This window comes from Pseudomonas sp. SZ40 (assembly GCF_052958135.1).
Map to the genome: position 1 here is coordinate 1 of NZ_JBQWIF010000073.1, position 6,801 is coordinate 6,801.

11 protein-coding genes and 1 pseudogene are annotated in these 6,801 nt (G+C 46.0%); 11 read left to right on the forward strand and 1 reads right to left on the reverse strand.

Annotation, left to right across the window (positions count from 1 at the left end):
- The 6 genes from ACT9T4_RS26405 to ACT9T4_RS26430 all read left to right on the forward strand — a co-directional run.
- Window positions 1-711 (forward strand): hypothetical protein (locus tag ACT9T4_RS26405; protein WP_499119815.1); only part of this gene is annotated, 711 nt, incomplete at its 5' end.
- Between the two features lie 11 nt (window positions 712-722).
- Complete coding sequence (locus ACT9T4_RS26410) at window positions 723-1,127, forward strand: hypothetical protein (RefSeq protein ID WP_010428178.1); 405 nt, start codon at window positions 723-725, stop codon at window positions 1,125-1,127.
- An 18-nt stretch (window positions 1,128-1,145) separates the two neighbouring features.
- Window positions 1,146-1,562 carry a cytidine deaminase-like fold-containing protein gene (locus ACT9T4_RS26415; protein WP_499119832.1) on the forward strand — a complete coding sequence of 139 codons (417 nt, stop codon included), beginning with the start codon at window positions 1,146-1,148 and terminating at the stop codon, window positions 1,560-1,562.
- Window positions 1,559-1,963 (forward strand): DUF6911 family protein, encoded by a 405-nt coding sequence (locus ACT9T4_RS26420; protein ID WP_499119817.1) that lies wholly within the window; start codon window positions 1,559-1,561, stop codon window positions 1,961-1,963. The genes ACT9T4_RS26415 and ACT9T4_RS26420 overlap by 4 nt, the downstream gene beginning before the upstream one ends.
- Window positions 1,964-2,212: 249 nt before the next feature.
- Window positions 2,213-2,440, forward strand: a complete 228-nt coding sequence (locus ACT9T4_RS26425) for a hypothetical protein (protein ID WP_499119819.1) — start codon at window positions 2,213-2,215, stop codon at window positions 2,438-2,440.
- A complete protein-coding gene (locus ACT9T4_RS26430) occupies window positions 2,437-2,937 on the forward strand; it encodes an Imm70 family immunity protein (protein ID WP_499119821.1) in 501 nt (166 codons plus the stop codon). The genes ACT9T4_RS26425 and ACT9T4_RS26430 overlap by 4 nt, the downstream gene beginning before the upstream one ends.
- An 875-nt stretch (window positions 2,938-3,812) precedes the next feature.
- Here ACT9T4_RS26430 and ACT9T4_RS26435 read toward each other — a convergent pair.
- Window positions 3,813-4,178, reverse strand: coding sequence for a helix-turn-helix domain-containing protein (locus ACT9T4_RS26435; RefSeq protein WP_499119835.1), 366 nt, complete (start codon window positions 4,176-4,178; stop codon window positions 3,813-3,815).
- Between the two features lie 8 nt (window positions 4,179-4,186).
- On the opposite strand from ACT9T4_RS26435, the gene ACT9T4_RS26440 reads away from it, so the two are divergent.
- From ACT9T4_RS26440 to ACT9T4_RS26460, 5 genes and pseudogenes are all read left to right on the forward strand, one after another.
- Window positions 4,187-4,933: a hypothetical protein gene (locus ACT9T4_RS26440; protein WP_499119823.1), complete on the forward strand. Its 747-nt coding sequence runs from the start codon at window positions 4,187-4,189 to the stop codon at window positions 4,931-4,933.
- A 10-nt stretch (window positions 4,934-4,943) separates the two neighbouring features.
- On the forward strand, window positions 4,944-5,267 hold the full coding sequence (locus tag ACT9T4_RS26445) for a DUF6572 domain-containing protein (RefSeq protein ID WP_499119825.1): 324 nt from the start codon (window positions 4,944-4,946) through the stop codon (window positions 5,265-5,267).
- A gap of 292 nt (window positions 5,268-5,559) precedes the next feature.
- Window positions 5,560-5,889 (forward strand): Imm40 family immunity protein, encoded by a 330-nt coding sequence (gene imm40 / locus ACT9T4_RS26450; RefSeq protein ID WP_499119828.1) that lies wholly within the window; start codon window positions 5,560-5,562, stop codon window positions 5,887-5,889.
- A gap of 28 nt (window positions 5,890-5,917) precedes the next feature.
- A pseudogene (locus tag ACT9T4_RS26455) lies at window positions 5,918-6,301 on the forward strand (polymorphic toxin type 43 domain-containing protein); the annotation flags it as partial.
- Window positions 6,302-6,305: 4 nt separating this feature from the next.
- Window positions 6,306-6,680 (forward strand): hypothetical protein, encoded by a 375-nt coding sequence (locus tag ACT9T4_RS26460; RefSeq protein ID WP_499119830.1) that lies wholly within the window; start codon window positions 6,306-6,308, stop codon window positions 6,678-6,680.
- Window positions 6,681-6,801 lie beyond the last annotated feature (121 nt).

A 6,801-nucleotide genomic window follows, 5' to 3' on the forward strand; every position in this document is an offset into this window, starting at 1 on the left:
GATAAAGTTGTAGTTTCGACCCAAATATGGTGGCTTGTCGCTGGGACTGCAGTAGCATTTCCTATACATCAACTTGACCCTAAATACGGTGTGCTAGTTAATCCTGGTGCTGATTCACCTGGTTTTGAGAATGCATCGAGTGGGGGGTATAATGCTGGCGGTTCGGTGGTTGCCGTGCCGCATACAAGCGGAAGTCAGCTGGATACACAGCAAGGTGATACTAGCTATAAAACTCCGGAGCACCAGCTGAATCCGGGGAATATGTATAGTGAAAACGGGCCAAAAGAGGTAGTAAGTCCAGATGCGACGGGCGGGAAGAAAGTTGGTCCAGAGACCGACCTAGCCCCCGAAGTAAATCTGCATTCAGATGGAAGCTATCGAACCCCTGACGGAAAATTTGCTAGCCCGAAGGGTCTAGCTCCTCCGGGAACAGTTAAGGCAGATGAGTTTGCTAAGCATTTAGAAGTAAATGGAATGGAAGTTGTAGGCACTGAGATGGTCGTTAAAGGGCCTCTCGGTGATCGTAGATATGACATTGTAGTCCGTGACGCAAATGGTAAGTTACACGGTCTTGAGGTGAAAAGCGGAACTGCTAGTAAGACCAGCTATCAAGAATTCACCGATTATTTTGTCAATCAGTTTGGGGCGCAAGGGAAGGGACGGCTAAAAGGCGAAGTCATCGAAAGCGCTACAACAGTTTATGTGCCGTGAAGGTGAGGAATATGAAGCTCGAAGCCGAAAATAGTCCCGTATTAATTGACGTTAACCAGGCGCAGCTTGTAAAAGTGTTAAAAAAATTAAAAAGCTACGGTCCTAGCTCATATGCATGCATAACTGACGACGACGGTAATTATGTGCAAGTGGCAGGAGGCAGATTCACTTGCTTTATTGAAAGATATGACGCAAAAAGTAAGGCTCTGTTTAGAGGGTATCATTCAAATTCCAGCACGAACTTTGAAGATGGGAGCTTGCTGTCGTTTGGTGCAGGGCGTGTTCAATTAAAGAAAGATGAGTGGTTTAATATTGACGATGTGATAGAAGTTTTCTCCCGATTCAATCAGAATCAGCCTTTACCAGAAAATATTTACTGGCGCGAAGTAAAGATTTTGAATCAGAGCGACAGTTGATGAGTTGGTGCAAAAGGTATTTCTCCGGTTGTCACTGCCGAGGGGAAAATTGGGGATGCAGCATTTACTGATGTAAACCAAACAGCTCGCCCAATTGCTCAGGCAAATCCAGATGAGCCAACCCTGATAGCTGATCGAGTAGCGACCAAGATTGAAGAAACAGGAAAACCGTTGCCGAACGGAAATATGGCCGACGCTCATGCAGAAATTGGAGTCATACAGCAGGCATATAATGCTGGCAAGACTCAGGGGGCTGATATGGCTATGAGCGTTGCAGGTAAAGACGTATGTGGTTTTTGCAAAGGTGATATAGCAGCAGCGGCGGAAAAAGCCGGATTGAAATCTTTAACTGTTCAAGCGATGGATGACGTAACGGGATTGCCAAAAAAATATAATTGGGTGCCGGGAATGCGGTCGATTAAGGAAGTGCCATGAGTATGGTTTTTGGAGGTTATATTGTTGACTCTAATGGCGGTCGCCATCAGCTAGAAGTTGTCGTGGATCCTGAAGAATTTGTTATTCGGGATGTGTTGAGTTCCATCAGTGAGCGCTCCGGCGTTATCACAATGCGGCGTCAGTTGGAATGTGAAGGTCAGCCCTATGAGTTGGTATTGTATGTTGAGAGTGGAAATTTCTTACTGATGCTTAGCGAATATGATAGAGATGGTGAGCATGGCGTGAGAACTTTAACTGATCTCAACTCGAAAAACGAACTCGTCAGTATTTTAGGTGAGATGTATCCTGCTAGGGCGGTCACGCGTGATGTAGAACTTGTTCGTACTGTTTTTATAGAATTCGCTCGTGCAGGAAATGTGTCCGCAGATATCATGGCGTAAGCTCCACCCAATGTCGTCTAACTAGTTGGTGCAAAAGCTACTGGTGGCGCTGCTGGAAAGGTAGATGACCTTGCCTCTACTGGGACACCTGTTCGTCCCACGCCCCAAAAATCTGAGATTGATGTCGGCGCTGATCTTGGTGCCGGAGCTCGGCCACAAGTCAGTTATAAAAATGGACAAGAAGTTCCTTACGGCACTTCGGGTAGTGTTCGTCCAGACTGGTGTGTAGGTAACGTATGCAGTGTTGAAGTGAAAAACTACAACATCGAAAAAAATCAAAGCGAATTGATTAGTAATGTTTCCAAGCAAGTCCTCCAGCGAGCTGAAAATTTACCGCAAGGAATGCAGCAGCAAGTCGTTATTGATATTCGAGGGCAAGCTGTTACGCCTGTGCAGCGTGCGCAAATCGTTCGTGGAATAGTTGATAAGTCAAATGGCGCAATATCTCCCTCATCCATCAGGTTTAAAGCAGAATGAAAAATGTAGGTGTTCTTGCCGCAATGACAATATCTGTCTTAGGTCCAGTCTCTGACGTTGACTGTTTTTTTAAGTCAGTTGTGTTTTTTCTTGAGGGCGGCAAAAGAGGAAGCAAGTATCCCTTGGTTACAGAGAAGCTTTATTGCCGCTCTTTAAGCAAAAACGAACTGGCTGAGTTAAAGATAGATTTGGAGAGTGTAAGGACTGAGTTTAATAGCATTCCTACGGATAGCTTTGATATAAGCACTTTCGGGGTAGACGAGGAAAATACTCGTTTGCTTTTGAGTGGTGACACTCTGGCTGACATCTTTGCTCGCTTCTTCAAAATTATTTTTGATGCTGTCGAATGTTCAGATGTTTTTTATAAAGAGTTTAATGAGTACGTCCCTTTAAGAATCGGCTTTACCGACGCGCCTGACTATATTTTTGATGTGAATCGTTCCGAAGACTTGTATAACTCTCTTGCTTCTGACGAGTTACCGTTCTGGCGTCGCTGATCTGTAGAAATTCTATTTTTTATTTAGCACCGGCTTAACGCCGGTGTTTTTGCATCCGATTTGCAGCCCTTTTGCTATCTATTTGCTTCCCTTTTGCTCCCAGGTTGCACCCCTTTTGCACCCATCCTTACGACCTACGGTCTACCTGCTCAATACGCCCTTTTTCAGCATGATTTTTCGCTCCTTAACAGGAACAAAATCTCAATACACAACACGCACCCCGATCGGGGTAAGTGTTCCCTTGTAGATCAACGGGTTAGAAATTTTTCGTGCTGATTGATAGCTATACATTTTTAATGCAAAACAGAGCTAACTATTTGATTTCTCTAGGATCATGTGTATAGCTTTTGTTATACATCGCTCCATAGCTTCGCTTGCTTAGCTGTTTCGCCTGTCCCGAGCTTTTCCAACGGATCAACCAGTTGCTCTGTCATGGCCAGCAGAAAGAATCCCCAGACGATAGCGGCATAAGCCCAAAAGCTATTGAGGTACTGTAGCCAAATGAAATGATCGTGACCAAATATGCTCAGCAGAGCATAGGCAAACAACAAAGCTGCGATAACTGGAAAGAGCAGAAAATTTGTCTTTAGGTACAGCTCAAAATGTAGTTCGGCAATTAGTTTGTAAGTGAGAAGTGCTATTCCGCCGGACCAAATGGCTTTTAGCCCAAAAATAAGAAAGAATCGTCTCGTCTGGACGGCTTCTTAGAGATGAACTGGTATGTCGAACCATATGCTGCCGTCAACCGAAATCTGTGGGCCACTTATTAGAAAATAAGCGACTGCCAGCATAGGCCAAGCAAGGATTTTTGAAAGGCCTTGCAGGTTTTTACATCAGTGAGTTTCGGCATTACGTCAGCCATATTCGAGCAGTCCTTAGTTTCGTATATCTACCCGTGCTTGGTTTTCGCAGTTATGCACCGGCAGCCTATTGTTATCCGTCCCCATTATTTTTGATGCCTGATACTTGAGAATCATCCCATCGAGCAGTGCTTTGATAACCGACTTCTCGGCTTCGGGCATATGGCTGACGGCCTCGAAGCGCAGGCGCAAATCGTCGGACGGTCCGCGTTCTGCTTCAGCGAACACCAAATCATCCAAACTGACGTGCAGAGCCTGAGCAAGCCGGATGAGGGCTTCTAAGGTTGGTTGCGCCGTCCCTGCCTCATAACGCCGAATCTGATTAACGCAATCGATGGGGTCACAATCGATGGGGTCAGAGTCATTGATCCGGTCATACAGCTAAATCAATGACTCTGACCCTATTGATCCAGGTTTTTATGGGACCGGCCAAAGCAGCGGTGAGTCTTGCAGGTAATGTCCTGATCAACGCCGCGTTCGGTGACAAAATTGATGCGATAAAGGAGAACGCTGCCGTTGGCATGACTGCAGGTCTGAGGGATGAGGACAAAAAGTATGTTCAAGAAGAACATGACTATGCCAAGCAGCAGTACGCCGCAGGAGAGGATGGCTATCTAGATGGCGATGGAGGTGTACTGGCGTCTCGTTTCCTGATTGAATTGGCTGCTGGCGAAATAGGTGCACTGACCAAGAAGGTGGCTGGAAAGGCTGTTGGAGTTGTGTCGGGGGGGCCGCAGGGGAGTGGTCCGGGGGCAAAAAGCGCAGGTTCCCTGTCGGGTGCAACCGCCACAAGTGATACAGTCAGTCAATTAGCTAAAAACAAAGCTGCTGGCGAGGCATTTGAAGTACAAACGATGAATAAGCTTCAAGAGACTCAAACTGGTGTTGTCCAGCAGGTGACCGTTAAAACCCAAAGCGGTACCAGAACTAGAATCGATTTAATGGGCAAAGATGCGGAGGGGAATATTGTTTGTACAGAATGTAAGGCGTCAGCGACAGCCCCTCTAACCACTAATCAAAAAATAGCCTTTCCTGAAATTAAAGAATCAGGAGCAGTTGTTGTGGGTAAAGGGAAGCCTGGGTTCCCCGGAGGCACCCAGATTCCGCCGACGACGGTGGATGTGGTTAGGCCCTAAAGGAGGTTATATGACAGTCGAACAAACTGATGTTATTGATGCTATTGGTGTTGATAAGGAAACTGGGGAGCTTGTTTTAACTGTTAGTGATCATCTTGAATGGAGTGATGAACACCTATTGCTGCTTCAGGAAAAGCTTAATTTGTACATTGATTTTATAGAGGCTGGAGAGTTGTTGGATGTGTATCCCGATTCGAAAGGACGTCAGGTCTCTATAAACGTAGTCTGTAAGTATTCCCCAGATATAAAATCGAGTGCCTTTTTAAGTAAGGTCGGTTCTATTGTGGAGCAGTCAGGAGTGAAGTTTTCTTTTGAAACTCCTAATATGAGTTAACGGTGCAAAGGGCGGAAGTGCGGTAGCGGATGATTTCTTTGCAGGTACGAAATACACAGATAAAGTGTTAGGTCAGATCAAGACTAGCGATCTTCATGGGTTCCTGGAAAGTGTCACAACTTTCCAAGGAGCCGGACAGGTGACGAAGATCACAGGGGGAGATGGTGTGGTAAGAGACATGCTGAAAATTCCAGGTGAGTATCGTGGGAAACAAGGCGTTTTCGAGTTCATAAAGGAGTCGGATGGGTCAATCAACCATCGACTATTTAAACCGACCTCGGCGGAGTGATCTATGAGTGTTATATGGTCGGAGCAAATTGATCCTATTCTAAGTAGAGGCATATTTCTAGACCATTTGGGGGTGCGGAACTGGGCCCTAGATCGTGATGACGCTTTACATGCTATTTATGAACTCGAGGCTTTCGGAATTGCGATTCTTGGAGGGGATGTATATCAATTGGTTGGCGAGAAAGCTGAGCAGACGTATGACAGTTGGTACTGCGACCAAGGCCCCGATGAGTTTGATTCTGTTTTTTCTAAGCGCAGTTCAGATAAGGCAAAGAGTTATATTTTTAGCTACTTAATGCCGGAAGGGCTTTTTGCGCTAGTGCCTAAAATTTAATGGTGCAAAAGCAACTGCGAATTTACCTGCTGCGACCTGGAAGGGCTCTGGCCCTGCACCAGGCGTTTTAGGCTTGGAGCCTGGTTCGCTATCTTCTAAAGCCATTCAGAACTATTACCCCAGTACTAAAACTGGCTCTATAGAGTTTGTCTTTGATACTAAGACGCAAACCTTTGTTGTTGGTAAGCCGACTGACTTTCGCCCGGGCCTGTCTCCCCATCAGCAGCTTGTAAACTCAATTAAAGCCTCTGATAGTACTGTGGTTGGCGGTATGTTTAGGCGCGGGAAGAACGGGGAGTTTATAACTAACGAGCTCAGTGGGCATTATTGGCAGAACTGGACGCCAGAAGTTCGTGGTTTGTTTGAGCAGACTATGGGCAAGTACGGAATAAAGGTTGAGCATAGGATGTGACCAGATGGAATGCATATTACAAAATGGCCTTAAATTGTCTCGTGACATGTGTGGTGAATGGCAGATAGCGGGAGCGAGTCAATCTTTCCGCCTTAAAGAAACTGAAGATTTCTGGAGGGTCGTTAGCTTGCTTGAAATGCCCTACGAGAAAGCCAAATCAATACTTGGGGATGAATTTGCTTATCCAAATGTAATTTTGGCGGCTTTGGATGGTAAATCTGAGTACTGGATTGGCTTGGCTTTATCTTGGGTTGGTCAGGGAGGGTTCTACACGAATAGGGCGGTTGTTATAAAGCTGCGCGAGTTGGTTGAGGCTGATCAGCTTTCGCAAACTGATAGAAGTAGTGCCCAATCGTTTATTTCAAGAGGCACGATATAAAAATAGCCCCGGCACTGCCGGGGCTATTTGTTTCACTCTGCCGCAATCGATAGGGTCAGAGTCATTGATATTTCAAGGCTTTGGACTCCGTCAGCCAGTTCCTGGCTGGGCCGACGTTCGA